Here is a 14,618-nt window from a genome sequence, read left to right on the forward strand (position 1 = left end):
TTTTATAATCTCCACTTTTTACTTTCCATTACAAAACGACATAGAACTAAGAAAACAAAAATGATAGCTAAATAAGTTGCTAGAGACCCTGTTTTTATCAAGCCTCTAGTAAAATCTGAACTAAGCTCTAATAAATTAACATTTTTTCTATACCAATCTGGTACGCCTGTAATAAAGCCTGAAAGAATAAAAATTAAGATAAAAAAAGTAGAACCAAGATAACTAATAACAGGATTTTTTGTTAATGCGCTAATAAATAATCCTATGGAGACTATGGCAGCTGAATTTAATACTAAACCAAGCCAACCAGTAAATAAAACCTTCAGATCAGGTTGAGTAAATATAAATGAATAAAGTGGATAAATTAACATTAAAGTAATTAATACACCAAAATAAAACATAATTCCTAAAAATTTACCTAAAACAATTTCCCAAGTAGAGATTGGAGCAGCTGAGTGCAAGCGATAGGTACCACTCCCTAAATCTTCACTGATTGCGCGCATAGTGAATGCTGGAATTATAAATATATTGATATAATTTAAAAAACCTAGAACTTGTCCAAAAATATCGGCGACAGGATCTATTGATTGTCCACGGATAAGAAGCATATTAACTACAATGAAAAAAACAATTCCTGAAATTACAAAAATGATACAGGCAGCGATCCAGCCTAGGGGTGTTCCAAAAAATCCTTTAAAATCTCTTTCAGCAATTGATAATGTTGCGCTCATAAAAGTTCTCCTGAAGGTAAAATTTGAACTTGATGATGTCCTGGTTGTGAACGAATCACTTCAAAAAATAATTCTTCTAATCCTTCTTTTTTCTCTTCTATTCCAATTAAGGGGAAATTTTGTTGAACAATTTGCTCCGTTACGTTTGCAATACTTTCGTTATTTCTATCAGCCCAAAATTCATTTCCAAATTCTACTAAAATAGAATTTAGTTTTTGTGTCATTGGTTTTGCTGACTTCACATAGTTACGTTGTTGGAACCAATGCAAAGCATTTTCCGCTTTTGATGCAAAAGTATATAAATAGTAAGAAGGTTTTGTTGAATCATTTTGAATTGAAGTTTTTGCTGCTATATGACCTTGATTGATAATAATAACTTCATCACATGTTGCTTGAACTTCAGATAAAATATGGGAACTTAAAATAACTGTCCGCTCTTTTGCTAATTTTTTAATTAATTTTCGAATATGTAAAATTTGATTTGGATCTAAACCTTCCGTTGGCTCATCTAAAATTAAAACATTTGGTCTATGAACTAAAGCTGAACACAAAGCAACTCTTTGTCTGTAACCTTTAGAAAGATTCCCGATTATTCTATTTGCTACATCACTAACATCACATTCTTCGATAACCCTATCTACTTCACTTTTTCTAATTTTTGAATTTATCCCCCTGATCTTCGCAACATATGTTACAAAATCTTTCACTTTCATATCTTTATATAAAGGGGGATTATCAGGTAAATAGCCAACTTGTTCCTTTACTTCTTTAGATTGAGTAACAACATTGAAACCACAAATCTTAACTTCACCTGCACTTGGCCCTAATAAACCCGCAAGAATATCCATAGTTGTTGATTTACCTGAACCATTTGGCCCTAAAAACCCACAAATTCTTCCAGTTCCCACTGAAAAATTTAAATTATGTAAAACCTTTCGCTCGCCAAAAAGCTTTACCAAATTATTCACTTCGATCATTTTGACCTCCTCAAAAAAGCCCTAATTTTCGATCCAAAATATTATTTATATACGGCAAAAACGTACCGTCAAATTGCCAATATATTAATGTCTAAGCAGAATATAAGCAAATTCAAGAGAAGCAACACCTCCTCCGATTAAAAAATTGCAAAAGGGATAGAAAAGTAAGAAAGGTCTTATGCCATGCGGAAAAGGAAATTTGGAGATCAAACCTTTGCCAAAAAGGTTGCTGAACTCAATAGGAAAGCAATGGCACAAGAACATATTGTTAATTTAGAAGCCTATCGCGCGGCTTCAAGAAAACCCGAAGCAAAAACAATCTTGGTTGTCGACGATGAACCTGTCATGCGTAACGCTATTAAAAGAATATTTGAAAAAGACAATTATCGCGTATTGCTCGCAAAAGACGCAATGGAACTTTCAAAGATAATTGAAGACACGAAGCTCGATCTGATTCTTTTAGACATTCAACTCCCCTGGGTTGACGGATATGAACTTTGTGCTTTACTTAAATCACATCCCCTCCTTAAAAATTTGCCAGTCGCATTCGTTTCAGGCAATAAAACAGAAGAGGATATCCGCAAAGGTTTTGATGCAGGGTGTGATGAATATATTACAAAACCTTTTGAAGTTGAAGCAATACAAAAAATGGTGAGTCAATTACTTCTGAAGTCGAGTTAGAGAAACATGGAACAAAAAAAATGTATTGTATTAAAATTTGGGGGGGCTTCCGTAAGTTCCCCCGAAGCATTTGCTTCTATCGCTGAAATAATTTTGCAACGGAGATCGCTATATCAGCAAGTTGTCGTCGTAGTTAGCGCTATGGGTGACACAACTGATGATCTTATTGCATTGGCACATAAAGTAAATCCTAATCCACCGAGAAGAGAGCTCGACATGCTCGTTTCTGTTGGAGAAAGAATAAGCATCGCACTATTAGCAATGGCTCTTGCTGCTAAAAATACAGAAGCAATTAGTTTTACTGGTAGCCAATCAGGTATTTTAACAACAAACGATCATGCTAATGCTAAAATTATTTTAGTAAAACCACAGAGATTGTTACCTCAATTAGATAATGGAAAAATCGTAATTGTTGCTGGATTTCAAGGAATGAGTCAAAGCGGTGATATCACAACATTAGGACGTGGAGGTTCTGATACTACCGCTGTAGCTTTAGCCATTGCATTGCAAGCAGAAAAAGTTGAATTTTATAAAGATGTAAATGGTATCTATGACAAAGACCCAAAAAAATTTACTGATGCTAAACTAATAAATCAATTAAGTTACAAACAAGCTTATACAATCATGGAACAAGGTGCGCAGGTTTTACATGCAAGATGTGTTCGACTTGCAGAAAAAAACTCTCTTCCACTGAAAGTATTGCCTTTTAACAACTTTTTAGATGAAAAACTTGGCACAACGATTCAAGACACTGTAAAGTTAAAGAACACTATTTCATATGAAGACTGAAATTTTTAAATTCGGAGTTTCTAATGAAAAATATCGTTGTAGTAGGAGCATCTGGACTTGTAGGGAGCAATGTACTTGCATTGCTAAAAAATACCCCTGATGTTACCGTTACTTGTTTAGTTAGACATCCTAATAAAATTGAAACTACAGAAAATATAAAAGAAATTGTTTTTGATTTTGAAAAAGAAGAAGAATATAAAAAAATTGGCACTGATATTCCATGTCACATCTTTTTTTGTTGCATTGGCACAACGTTAAGAAAAGCAAGATCTTTAGAAAGTTTTCATCGGGTAGATAGAGATTATCCCATAAAATTCGTTGAAATTATAAAGAAAAATACCCCCAACTCTTTATTTGTATTTATTTCAAGCATAGGCGTTTCAAATCCTCGAGGTTATTATTTGTCTGCAAAATGTGAAGTAGAAAAAGCAATTACAAAAAGTTTGTTACATTATATCATTGTAAGACCAAGTGTTTTGCTTGGCAAAAGAGATGAATTTAGACTAGCAGAAACTGTTGGTGGATTTTTCCTTTCTAAAATAGAAAAGTTGACTAAAAAATTCAATATTGATGACGCATTATCTTTTAGCAAATATGCCCCTATAGAAGCTTCTACAGTTGCAAAAGCCATGGTTCATCATGCTTTAAATTTTGATAAATCTATCCCTGGAATGGTTTTAGAAGGGGATAGTTTAAATCATTTTTAGACGATTTTTATTGTTTATATAGACATTCCTCTCTTCCAAAAAATTAATATAAGAAAAAAAATTTTGCATTTCCTCTTTCTATCGAAAATCATGAAAAAACTTTCTTTTTGCAAAAAATTTGCTTTAATTCTTTATCAAGATATAAAAATTATTTATGAATAGTTTTATTTTTCGCAATCTCCCAGTTCCTAAAAATTGTAAAAAATTAAATTGCATTTATCTATAATTCCATATTTTTAAAGAAATATTTTTTTTGTAAAAATATTTCGAAGAAATATGTTGCTATTAAATTAGTCATAAATAAATCTACTCAGGATATTGTTCTATCAATTTTTTTTATGTACTCTCACTTGAGAGCCACTGAAGAGGGCTATACAACACATCTACCAATATTTAAGTTTAGCTATAGCTAAACTTGGAAAGACTTAATTTTTCATGAACTCTTTGCGATTGATCGCTAAAAGCAACACACTCTTCTCCGCTCATAAAATAAAATTATTTAAAATAATTTTACTTACCTTTTTTTATTTTATACTAAACACTAATCACCCTTGCTATAAGTTAAATCAACAAACATTTTTGCTTGAATCGAATATGCCAAAAAGCACACATTCTAGCAAAAAAATAATGCTTGAAAATGAAAATTCAAATTATTTTCCTATATGTAACACTTGCTTTGACAGCGATCAATGCTGCAAAAGCTCTATGAATAAAAGCGTTCAACATACATTTTTAAATTTAAATACATTCCAAATAATTTTGCACTTTGATAGAAAAATTAAATTTATAACGTATCACAACGATATTTTTAGACCCCCCATTTCTTAATCCGACTTTTTTTAAGTAATCTACATTTTAAATATTTAACTTCATCTTTAAAAGGATTAGGAAATGAAAAATCTTTATCAAAATGTTATGGAATCAGTTGGAAATGTTCCCACTGTACGCTTAAATAATATGCATGAAACTTGTAAATTTCATAATTTATATCTCAAGCTTGAATCATGTAATCCTGGTGGAAGCATTAAAGAAAAAAATGCTGTTTACTTAATAGAGCAAGCAGAAAAAAAAGGTTTACTAAAAAAAGGTGGGGTTATTGTCGAATCTAGTTCAGGGAATTTTGGAATTGGTCTTGCTATAGTTGGGGCTGCAAAGAATTATAAAGTTTTTATTGTGGTTGATGCAAAAACCCCATCAGCAACAAGGAAAATGCTTGAAGCTTATGGAGCTACTTTAATTGATGTGCCTTTATCAGAAGCCGATGCAAATGGTTCTATGCAAGTTGCGAGAATGAAAAAAGCAGAAGAAATTGCTAATTCAACAACTGGAGCTTGGTATCCATGCCAGCATAAAAACACAGAAAATCCTACCGCACATAGTATTTATACTGCACAAGAAATTATCAATAATTTTTCAGGAGCTCCTGATGCTATAGTCATTGGTTTAAGTACTTCTGGACAACTTACAGGAATTGGATCTTATTTTAAAAAATTTTATCCAAATACAAAAATTATAGCCGTAGATGTCGCTGGCTCAAGCATTCTTGGCACGCCACCACACCCTTATAAAATGACAGGTTTAGGTCTTTCATTTACTCCACCACAATTCAATGAAAATTTAATTGATATTGCATACAGCATTAATGACAATTTAGCTTTTTCTGTTTGTCATGCACTTGCAAAAAAAGAAGGATTGCTGTTAGGAGGTTCCACAGGAGCGATAGTTGCTGCAGGCTTGTCTTATGCATTAGGTGTAAAAAAAGAACAATCCATTTTAATGATCAATCCAGATAGAGGCGATCGTTATTTAGATACTATTTATAATAAACAATGGATTGAAAAACAAAAAATAGTTCTAAATAGTGAAGAATCTTTACAAAAAGAAATTTTAAATTTAAAGCCAATTGAAAAATTTTATTACAAAAAACAGGGTAAATTATTATGAAAAACACCTTTTTAAATAAAATGCTAACATTATGGAAAGAGTTTTTACCTCTTTCTATTAGTGATGTGACGATGGCAATGGGTGATCCCATGGTAAATTCTGCTTTAGCACATTTACCACGATCACAAGAAAATTTTGCGGCATTAGGATTTATTAAATCACTTGTCGTGTTCTTTGAAAGCCCTATTATTTCCATGCTCCACGCTTCTAATGCTTTATCTAATAAAAAAGAATCGGGTGCAGCTCTCTGGAGATTTTTATTAATTTGTTGCGCTGTACTAACAATTTGTTTAATTATTTTAGTCATTCCTTCCGTTTTTTATTGGGTGACTGAAAATTTATTTGGAATTTCAACAGAAGTATCTTCTCTCGCACACAAAATGCTGATGTGTTTATTATTATGGCCAGCATCTATTGCTGTTAGAAGATATTTTCAAGGGATTTTAATTATAAATGGTAAACAAAAAACTCTAGCACATGCAGGATTCCTTCGCTTCTTTGTTTTACTTTTTTGTATTTTTTTAGGATATTTCTTAAATATAAATAGTGGATTTTTAGCAGGTGGATCGATGATGATCGGCGTTTTATCTGAAACTATTTTTGTTATTTTAGCTGCTAGAAAATATAAAAATTCTTATTCAGAGAAAAATTTACAAAAAGAAACCAAGTTTTCTACTCCTAAAAATGTAAAAGATATTTGGTTGTTTTATTGGCCACTAGCTCATTCCATGGTTCTTGTTTGGGGAGGAAGGGCTCTGTTAATTTTATTTTTAGCTCGTGCTGTTGATAATTCTTTAGCTTTAGCAATTTGGCCTATAACTTGGGCCTTAATTCTTGTTTTTGGAAATACTACCAGAATGGTTCAACAGGTTATAATTAGAAATAAAGAAAAGTTTCATCCATCTGATTTTCTAGTTTTTGCACTAAGCGTTGGGACAATTTTATCAATATTTATTTTAATTTTAGCATTAACATCAATTGGAAATAATATACTTTTATTATTCATAGGAAATAATGAAAGTATATTATATGGTGTAAAGAAAATATTGCTGATTTGTTTTTCTGTTCCTTTATTTATCGCAATGCAAAATGTGTTGCAAGGACTTTTAATTGGAGTGGGAAAAACAAAAGAAATCAATTTTGCAACTTTATCAGGTACTATTGTTCTACTGTTTTTTTCCTTTATTGGTATTTATTTTAAATATCCAGGCGCTATCGTAGCAGCTTATGCAATGATGATTTCTTTTATTTTTGAAATTTGTATACTAAGCGCTAAAGTTCCTTGGAATCATTATATAACTCAATATTCAAAACAAAAATTAATTTAGAAGGTCAAAAAATAATGAAATATACAGCAATAGCACCTGGTACTTGTGGTGAACTTCTTCAAGGATATATTGACGATAAAGATTTTTTAATCAATAGCCCAATTCCTTATTTTGCAAAAGCAAGTGTTAGTTTTAATAGTAATTCCAATAAAACTGAATTCTTAGATGAGTCAAAATACTCAAAGATTAATAAAATTATTGAAAAATTATTTTCACATTTTAAAATCAGGAAAAATATTTCTTTAAATTTAGAGATAGAGTCTAAAATTCCCCGAGGAAAAGGGCTTGCATCTAGCACCGCAGAATTAACAGCTGTGCTTTTAGCTATTAGTAAAGCATTTAATAAAAGACTTACTGATAATGAAATTAATAATTTACTAATTTCTGTTGATAAGTCTTCAGATGGAGTATTTTTATCTGGAATATCTTATATAAATCATCTTAAAGGACATATATATAAAAAATTTAATTATATACCATCATTATCTTTTATTATAGTTGATTCTGGAGGTGAAGTTTCAACACAAAAATTTGATAGAAATTTAGCACGAAGCGTTTCACTTAAAAATGAAAATTCTTTAAGATCTGCTTTAAAAATGTTGAAAGAAGGTTTTTTATCAAAAAATAATAAATTGATAGCGGAAGCTGCAACTATAAGCGCTAGAATAAACCAAAACGTTTTATTTAAAGATCCTCTTGAAACACTTGTAAATGGAACAAAAGAATATGGCAGTCTTGGTGTTAATTGTGCACATACCGGAACTGTTTTAGGAGTTATGTTTGATCATAAAACAACTGATCAAAACCGTTTGCTTGATCGAGTTCATTCCTTAATTTATCCACTCCCAATTTTAGGAGTTTACCCGCTTATATCTGGTTCTCGTATAATAAAAAATTAAGCCAAAAAAGATCTTAAATAAAATCATTTAAGATCTTTCGTTCTATTAGAATGAAAAAAACATTAATTAACTTTTGTAGATACTTTTTGTCTACTATACCAATTTTCAGAATATTTTTTGGCTAAGTTAGCATCATCAATAACTAAAACATTTTCAGCATTTTTTTGTTGTGCAGCTTTAGTAAAATTAAAACTTCCTGTAATAATTGTGAAGTTATCAATTATCATAACTTTATTATGTGCAATAGCTACTTTATCATCTTTCCAAGTTTGTATTTCTTGATTTACTAAAAATTTTGCAGAGGAATATTTCTGAGAAAATTGTGACTTATCAAGAATAATCATAACTTCAACTCCTCTTTTCTTTGCATCTATAATAGCTTTAGCGATAGGTGCACTTGTAAAAGAATAAGCTTGAATAAGTAAAGTTTTTTTTGCTTTTGCAATATTTTTTGTAATTAATTCTGTACAATTTTCTCCAGGGGTAAAACAAATTTCATAATTAGAATTATTAAAGCTTCCTGCAAAAATTTTAGGTGCACTTAGTAAAAGCATGAATAAAATTAAAATATTTTTTGTGACTGACATTGTTACTCCAATGTAAATATAATTTTTCCTGACTTAGAATTTTTAACTAAAATCCAGGCGATGTTACCTAATAACAGTTACTCTTCAAAGTTAACATTAAACTATATATTTTAATCAATTATTTCAATATGTTAAAAAACAAGACTTGACTCATCACTTATATCCATACAAAGATATACCCTCTTAGATTTTTACTCTAAGTTCTGTGTGGTTAATAAAAATTAATTCAATAATTTTGGTGATTTATGAGAAGATTTAGCGTGGGTTTTTATTCTCTTCTTTTTTCGTTAAGTTTAAACAACAAAGCTTATTCGAATATAGGAAATAAAAAAGAAATATTAAGTAAGGTTAAAAATTTTACACAAATTATTGAAAAAGAAAAAAAAGATCAACAAGGATTTGTTCTTGCAATTTTGTACAAAGATCAAATCATTTACAAATCAATATATGGGTATAAAAAAGGCAAACAATACCCTATAACTGCAAAAACTTTATTTCCACTTGCCTCGGTATCAAAACCAATTACAGCAACAGCTTTAGCATTAATGGCGCAACAAGGTAAAATAAATTTAAATGAACCTTTTGAGTTACCTTACCTTAAAAATCCTATTCAATTTTCTAATATCTTAAGTCATACCACTGGCTATCAGTTTTCAGGAGATAGAGAAATTGAGCGCGGATTTAGTCGTGACAAACTTTTAAATACACTTAAAAATCATCCAGTAGATTGCGAACCTTTTAATTGCTATCGCTACAGTAATGCTACTTTTAGTTTAGTAGAAGAAGCACTTAATTTACATGATCTAAACTATAATGAAGTTATGAAAAATTTAAATCAATCTCTGCAAACCAAAGAAATTAAATTATTAGTTAATAAAACTAATCAGGATCTAGCTTATCCCCACTTAAAGCAAAAAGTGAAAGGAAAAACCGTTTTTAAACAGTTACCTTTTCCGCCATATTATCCAAAAACAGTTCCTGCTTCTGCGGGTGTATTTGCATCTCTAAATGGCATGGTGGAATTCTATAAATTAGCTTTTGGATATAAGCCTAATATTTTATCACCTAGAATAGCAAAAAGTATGTTTACTCCAGTAATAGTCAATAGTGATGCTAAAAAGTGGAATGTTCAATGGCCAGCAAAAAAAGAAAATATCGAATCATCATATGCTTTAGGTTGGCGAATATTAAATATTAAAACTAACCCTGATAATACTCTTGTTTATCATCCAGGATATATAAATGGTATAACTTCATTTATTGGGTATATTCCATCTAAAGAAGTAGGAATAATTATTTTGACCAATCAAGGTTCAAAATTTGCTTCAAAAAATGGTATTGCTTTTTGGAGCCAAATAATTAAAAATAATAAAAAAATAGTCAAGTTATAGAATTTTATTTCTATATTTTGCAGAATTTAATATTTAAAATTTGCAAAAAATTAATTACACTCAGTCTTTAAATAAAAATAAGTTTTTGATAAAATATCCTGCAAAATTTCTTTTTTTGTATTAAACCCAGAAAATAAGTACACAACATTTCCTAAACACCTAGCATCTATATTATTTTCTTTTAGTTTTTCTATTAAGGTTTTAGAGCGTGTTGATGTGTAATCAGAATGCTGATCTTGCAATTCAAAAACTAAGACGGTACCTAGTACAAAAACTTTATCAATATTTGGCAATTCAGAAAATTGCTCAATTAATTCATAATTCCAAGGTATTTCTAAACAATTATTATCATTACAAAAGTGAAGAGAATTAAAAGTTTCTTCAATAGCTTCAGTAGCAACTAAACAACCAATAGGGTGCGCGGTATATGAATGTCCATGCAGCAATGCAGTTGATAGATTATCTCCTAAAAAGCTTTCGTAACATTCTTCAGTAGTTAATGTTACGGATAAAGGAAGCAAACCTCCTGTTAACAGTTTTGCATAACACGCAATGTCAGGCTTTTCATCCATTAAATGCGCAGCAGACATTTTTCCTAGTCGCCAAAATCCAGTAAAAACCTCATCAAATATAACAGGAATTTTTCTTTTCTTACATTCTTGGATCAATAATTTTTGAAATAATGGATCAATTAATTTCATTCCTCCAGCACCTTGTAATATCGGTTCTATAAGGAGAGTTCCTACCGTAAATGAAGAATCTTCTAAAACATACATTTGAGAATCAATATATTTTTGATAAATTTCTTTTAATAATTTATTTTCTCTGTTTTTATCAAAAATTTCATTTATATTATTTATATCTAACTGAATTAAATTTTCATCATTAAAATCATCTGGCAAAGAAACATAATATTTTTTATTTTTCATAAAGACTGATGGATATGATAGCCAATAACCTTTAGGCTCATACCAGTAATCATTAAATTTAAATGAATTTGGATTCGTTGCATTCATTGTTGCATGGGTATCACCATGATAAGTATCTTTTAAACCAAGCACCAAAATGTTTTTTATTTTTTCATTTTGATTTGGAAGACCAAACTTTTTTCTAAATGCAATTTTTATAGCAACTTCTACTGCAGTAGAACCATTATCAGAAAAGAAAACTCTTTTTGCCCAGCCTTTCCCAACAGTATTCATTAATTTTTGAGTTAATTTTACTGCTGGCTCATGAATATTTCCTGGGAACATTACATGCCCATACCTTGCGGCAGCCATCGCAGCTGCGTGAGCCAATCGCGAAGAAGCATGCCCAATACCTTGTGTCCACCAGCTGGCATTTGCGTCATAATTATTGTGAGTTAAAATATTTTGATCTCTCAACTTATTTAAATTAACATAAGTTATATTATCTTTATAAGCACTATCTATTACTTTAGGCTCAATGTTCAATCCATGTTGAGTAAACGGCCACCAAATATTCTCTTTTGCAGTTTCAATATAGTCTTCAATAACTTCAATTTTTGTAACATGATAACTGGTTAAATGCTGAAATACATTTGAAAATATCTCATCATTCATTTTAAACCAATTTTCAAGTTCTTTTTTCCCAACTTTTTCTGATTTTGTTTCTTTATTTTCGGTAAGATTTTTAAATGAGAAAACAGGAAACTTATTTTTATACTGCCTTTTTAAAAAAAGTGCATTTTCATCTTTGCCTTCAAATAATAACACACATGCAATTTCGTAACCTTTTGTTTCAAGCAGCGCAATCGAACTAATTGTACATGAAATACCACCTAATCTGCTGTCAGCAACAAAAATAATAGGCAATCTTAATTTTCTGTAAACATCACATTGCAATTGGCCTTGTATTGTTGGTGAAGCAACGCCACCAGCTCCTTCAATTAAAATAAATTGCGCTTCATTATTAATGAGTTCTTCTTCTAATATATTTAACATTTTTTCATCAAGTAGAAACTGTTCAGAAGGATCGTTACTTTTTTCAATAATAGCTCTATGCGGCGATACTGGATTTGAAAGAGAAAATATTGTTTTTGTTGAAACTAAATCAGAAGGATTATTAATTTTAATAAAAGAAGAATCAGAATCTAACGGAAAACCAGTTTGAATTGGCTTTATATAAAGTAACCGAAGCGCATTCTTTACAGCAGACATAGTAATGCCACAGGAAAAAATAGTTTTGCCAACATCTGTATTTGCTGCCATTACATAATAAGCTGGAAATTTTGTTAACATATTTTAGTTCCTATATTTAACCAATTATTTTTTTAAAAATTCAACCAACATATCAATGTCATTTCTTGAATGACTGGATTTTAAAATAACTCTAAAGCGGGAAGTTCCTTTAGGAACTGTAGGAGGTCGCAAAGCTTTTAAAATTAAACCGTTTTCAATAAAATATTTTTCTTTTTGTTTTATTTCCCAATGATATTTATAAACAAGTGGAAATATATTTGACCTTTGTTTACTAAAATCAAATATGTCAAAGTTAAACTCAGATTCATTTTCTGAAAATTCAGCCAATCTATCTCTCAAATAAGAAATATTTTCATGTAGTTTAGTAATTAAATTTAAACCTTCTGAAGAGTAAATAATTTCTAATGATTTTTGTACAGCTCCGGTTACAAAAGGTGAAACTGCAGTTGAATTAATTAACAATTTAGATTTTTGAATGATTCTTTCTTTTAATTGATAATGATCTGTTGCCAGAAAACCACCAGCAACACCAATTGCTTTCCCACAGCCAGACATGGAAGCAAGAATATAAGGTTTTAAAAAGGAATACGCTTGTAACCAAGTTCTACTCTTTCCATAAGTACCAACAGTATGCGTTTCATCAATGATAATTAATAAATTATATTTCTCACACAATTGCAGTAAAGCCTGCGGATCAGAAAAGTCACCATCAACAGAATATAACGATTCAATAACAACAATTTTTACCGGTGCTACAGAATGCAAAAGTTTATGTTCTAAATGCATATAGTCATTATGCCTAAAAAAGTCACTATACACATTTGCATTTTTTAAACCATAAAATAAACTTGCATGGCAACGATGATCGATAAAGTAATGAATATTTTGTTTTTCTTGTTCTTCCCACTGAAACAAAGAAAGAGCATCAAATAACGCTGCATTAGCAACAAATCCACTTGGAAAGAAAATTGAATAACGAAACTCAGTTTTTTCCGAAAAATAATTTTCTAGCAATGAAATATTTTGGTCGAGTTCCAATACTAATCTAGAACTACCAGAACCCGCACCATTTTTTAGGGCACTTCTATGCCCAGCATCGATAATACTCTTGTTATTTCTTAGATCTAAATAATCATTGGATGAAAAATCAATAAAGTTTTTATTATTTTTTACTAATTGCTGAAAGGAATTTATCTCACGATAATTACCTTCTGCTATTATTTTTTTTAGTGATTTTTCCCATACTTCACTTAGATAATTAAAGGACATTTACCATTTCTTTATTACTAACTGTTAGCGGTTTTGTCATATCATCAATCAACTGATTATCAAACGTATAACCAGGTAAAGGAGAAGTAAGTAGAACTTCACCAGAAAAAATAGAATTTGCTCCGGCAGTTAAACATAAGATTTGAGCTTCTCTGCTCATATCCATTCTTCCTGCTGATAAACGAATACGAGATTTAGGGAGTAGAAGACGAGCAACGGCAATAGTTCTTACAAAATGTAAAATATCAATATCTTCCATTTTTTCCAAAGGGGTTCCATCAAATTTTACTAAAAAGTTAATCGGAACACTTTCTGGTTGTGGGGTCATGGTCGCTAAAAATGCAATCAGTTTCATTCTATCTGAAGCGGATTCACCCATCCCCAAAATACCGCCACAGCAAATATTGATATTTTGATTTCTAACATTTCTTAAGGTTTTTACTCTATCTTTAAATTTTCTAGTGGTAATTACTTTTGAATAATAATCTTTAGAAGTATCTACATTATGATTGTAATAATCTAAGCCAGCTTGTTTTAGTTTACTGGCTTGCTCTTCATCTAACAGTCCAAGAGTAACACATGATTCCATACCAAGAGCTTTTACTTGTCGTATGGCCTCTAATACACGATCAAATTGTTCGCCACGTGGTGGTTTACGCCATGCTGCCCCCATACAAAAACGCTGAGCTCCGTTTTCTTTGGCAGCTTTTGCCTTTTCTACAATATCTTCTACTTCCATCAAGGGATGTTTTTTTATGTCCGTTTCATAGCGTGCGCTTTGGGGACAATAGGAACAATCTTCAGGACACGAACCAGTTTTAATTGAAAGAAGGGCACTTCTTTGGATATCGGCTTGGGGCCAATTTTCCTTATGAACAACAGCTGCTTCTTGTATTAATTGCAAAAAAGGCATGTGGTAAAAATTCATAGCTTTTTGATAAATTTCTTCATCGTAATCTTCTGAAATTCCACAATCAATATTTTCTGTTTGACAGGATGCTGATAGGGGTTGGTTTTCAAAAGATTCGGATATCTGTTGCATTCACTTCTCCTCAAATTTATCACTCATAAAAGAACCAATAAGTCTTACAAT

The 14,618-nt window shown here is 30.7% G+C and carries 13 protein-coding genes; 7 read left to right on the forward strand and 6 right to left on the reverse strand.

Annotation, left to right across the window (positions count from 1 at the left end; all coding sequences use genetic code 11):
* Nucleotides 1–2: 2 nt before the first annotated feature.
* The gene (locus tag QEJ31_RS04855; protein ID WP_280592651.1) at nt 3–731 is read right to left on the reverse strand and encodes an ABC transporter permease; all 729 of its coding nucleotides are present in this window, start codon (nt 729–731) and stop codon (nt 3–5) included.
* Entirely contained in the window at nt 728–1,708 is a 981-nt protein-coding gene (locus tag QEJ31_RS04860) for an ABC transporter ATP-binding protein (protein ID WP_280592652.1), read from the reverse strand. Before QEJ31_RS04860 ends, QEJ31_RS04855 begins: the two co-directional genes overlap by 4 nt.
* Before the next feature lie 183 nt (nt 1,709–1,891).
* On the opposite strand from QEJ31_RS04860, the gene QEJ31_RS04865 reads away from it, so the two are divergent.
* From QEJ31_RS04865 to QEJ31_RS04890, 6 genes are all read left to right on the forward strand, one after another.
* A complete protein-coding gene (locus tag QEJ31_RS04865) occupies nt 1,892–2,389 on the forward strand; it encodes a response regulator (RefSeq protein ID WP_280592653.1) in 498 nt (165 codons plus the stop codon).
* A gap of 6 nt (nt 2,390–2,395) precedes the next feature.
* Complete coding sequence (locus QEJ31_RS04870; RefSeq protein WP_280592654.1) at nt 2,396–3,178, forward strand: aspartate kinase; 783 nt, start codon at nt 2,396–2,398, stop codon at nt 3,176–3,178.
* A 23-nt stretch (nt 3,179–3,201) separates the two neighbouring features.
* A complete protein-coding gene (locus QEJ31_RS04875) occupies nt 3,202–3,885 on the forward strand; it encodes an NAD(P)H-binding protein (RefSeq protein ID WP_280592655.1) in 684 nt (227 codons plus the stop codon).
* Nucleotides 3,886–4,776: 891 nt separating this feature from the next.
* A complete protein-coding gene (locus QEJ31_RS04880) occupies nt 4,777–5,829 on the forward strand; it encodes a cysteine synthase family protein (protein WP_280592656.1) in 1,053 nt (350 codons plus the stop codon).
* A complete protein-coding gene (locus QEJ31_RS04885; protein ID WP_280592657.1) occupies nt 5,826–7,157 on the forward strand; it encodes a hypothetical protein in 1,332 nt (443 codons plus the stop codon). Before QEJ31_RS04880 ends, QEJ31_RS04885 begins: the two co-directional genes overlap by 4 nt.
* 14 nt (nt 7,158–7,171) lie before the next feature.
* On the forward strand, nt 7,172–8,056 hold the full coding sequence (locus QEJ31_RS04890; protein ID WP_280592658.1) for a hypothetical protein: 885 nt from the start codon (nt 7,172–7,174) through the stop codon (nt 8,054–8,056).
* Nucleotides 8,057–8,118: 62 nt separating this feature from the next.
* Here the strand turns inward: QEJ31_RS04890 and QEJ31_RS04895 are convergent, their stop codons facing one another.
* Nucleotides 8,119–8,643, reverse strand: coding sequence for a phospholipase D family protein (locus QEJ31_RS04895; RefSeq protein ID WP_280592659.1), 525 nt, complete (start codon nt 8,641–8,643; stop codon nt 8,119–8,121).
* Nucleotides 8,644–8,888: 245 nt separating this feature from the next.
* Between QEJ31_RS04895 and QEJ31_RS04900 the strand changes: the two genes are divergently transcribed.
* Complete coding sequence (locus tag QEJ31_RS04900; RefSeq protein WP_280592660.1) at nt 8,889–10,034, forward strand: serine hydrolase domain-containing protein; 1,146 nt, start codon at nt 8,889–8,891, stop codon at nt 10,032–10,034.
* A 50-nt stretch (nt 10,035–10,084) separates the two neighbouring features.
* Here QEJ31_RS04900 and QEJ31_RS04905 read toward each other — a convergent pair whose 3' ends face one another.
* The 3 genes from QEJ31_RS04905 to bioB are packed head-to-tail and all read right to left on the reverse strand — an operon-like array spanning nt 10,085 to nt 14,567.
* Entirely contained in the window at nt 10,085–12,295 is a 2,211-nt protein-coding gene (locus tag QEJ31_RS04905) for an aminotransferase class III-fold pyridoxal phosphate-dependent enzyme (protein WP_280592661.1), read from the reverse strand.
* Nucleotides 12,296–12,319: 24 nt separating this feature from the next.
* Complete coding sequence (locus QEJ31_RS04910; RefSeq protein WP_280592662.1) at nt 12,320–13,525, reverse strand: pyridoxal phosphate-dependent aminotransferase family protein; 1,206 nt, start codon at nt 13,523–13,525, stop codon at nt 12,320–12,322.
* On the reverse strand, nt 13,515–14,567 hold the full coding sequence (gene bioB / locus QEJ31_RS04915; protein WP_280592663.1) for a biotin synthase BioB: 1,053 nt from the start codon (nt 14,565–14,567) through the stop codon (nt 13,515–13,517). The genes QEJ31_RS04910 and bioB overlap by 11 nt, the downstream gene beginning before the upstream one ends.
* Between the last annotated feature and the right edge of the window lie 51 nt (nt 14,568–14,618).

This window comes from Pigmentibacter sp. JX0631, from assembly GCF_029873255.1.
In the GTDB taxonomy this organism is placed as follows: Bacteria; Bdellovibrionota_B; Oligoflexia; order Silvanigrellales; family Silvanigrellaceae; genus Silvanigrella.

Bases quoted from the DNA above. Each gene is read 5' to 3' on its own strand.
- QEJ31_RS04855 (WP_280592651.1), bottom strand. From the start codon at position 731: ATGAGCGCAACATTATCAATTGCTGAAAGAGATTTTAAAGGATTTTTT.
- QEJ31_RS04860 (WP_280592652.1), bottom strand. From the start codon at position 1,708: ATGATCGAAGTGAATAATTTGGTAAAGCTTTTTGGCGAGCGAAAGGTT.
- QEJ31_RS04865 (WP_280592653.1), top strand. From the start codon at position 1,892: ATGCGGAAAAGGAAATTTGGAGATCAAACCTTTGCCAAAAAGGTTGCT.
- QEJ31_RS04870 (WP_280592654.1), top strand. From the start codon at position 2,396: ATGGAACAAAAAAAATGTATTGTATTAAAATTTGGGGGGGCTTCCGTA.
- QEJ31_RS04875 (WP_280592655.1), top strand. From the start codon at position 3,202: ATGAAAAATATCGTTGTAGTAGGAGCATCTGGACTTGTAGGGAGCAAT.
- QEJ31_RS04880 (WP_280592656.1), top strand. From the start codon at position 4,777: ATGAAAAATCTTTATCAAAATGTTATGGAATCAGTTGGAAATGTTCCC.
- QEJ31_RS04885 (WP_280592657.1), top strand. From the start codon at position 5,826: ATGAAAAACACCTTTTTAAATAAAATGCTAACATTATGGAAAGAGTTT.
- QEJ31_RS04890 (WP_280592658.1), top strand. From the start codon at position 7,172: ATGAAATATACAGCAATAGCACCTGGTACTTGTGGTGAACTTCTTCAA.
- QEJ31_RS04895 (WP_280592659.1), bottom strand. From the start codon at position 8,643: ATGTCAGTCACAAAAAATATTTTAATTTTATTCATGCTTTTACTAAGT.
- QEJ31_RS04900 (WP_280592660.1), top strand. From the start codon at position 8,889: ATGAGAAGATTTAGCGTGGGTTTTTATTCTCTTCTTTTTTCGTTAAGT.
- QEJ31_RS04905 (WP_280592661.1), bottom strand. From the start codon at position 12,295: ATGTTAACAAAATTTCCAGCTTATTATGTAATGGCAGCAAATACAGAT.
- QEJ31_RS04910 (WP_280592662.1), bottom strand. From the start codon at position 13,525: ATGTCCTTTAATTATCTAAGTGAAGTATGGGAAAAATCACTAAAAAAA.
- bioB (WP_280592663.1), bottom strand. From the start codon at position 14,567: ATGCAACAGATATCCGAATCTTTTGAAAACCAACCCCTATCAGCATCC.